We start from the raw sequence: 244 nt of genomic DNA on the forward strand, positions 1-244 counted from the left end.
CGCTGCGCACCCTGCGCCACCGGCTGGAGGACGACCCCGAGCTGCTGGCCAAGGGCCCCTCGGCCGTGCTGCACGCCATCGCCGACCAGGTGGTGGACGGTTATCTGGCGGTCGCCGACGCGGTGCAGGACGACATCGACGAGGTGGAGATCCAGGTCTTCTCCGAGAGCGCGGGCAAGGGCCGCCGGGGCCGCGACGCCGGGCGGATCTACCAGCTCAAGCGCGAGGTGCTGGAGTTCAAGCG

At 71.7% G+C, this 244-nt stretch carries 1 pseudogene; it reads left to right on the forward strand.

The features are described 5' to 3' along the window. A pseudogene (locus ACSNOK_RS35755) lies at positions 1-244 on the forward strand (magnesium transporter CorA); the annotation flags it as partial.

Origin of the sequence: Streptomyces sp. URMC 126 (genome assembly GCF_051386555.1) — a bacterium.
GTDB lineage: Bacteria > Actinomycetota > Actinomycetes > Streptomycetales > Streptomycetaceae > Streptomyces.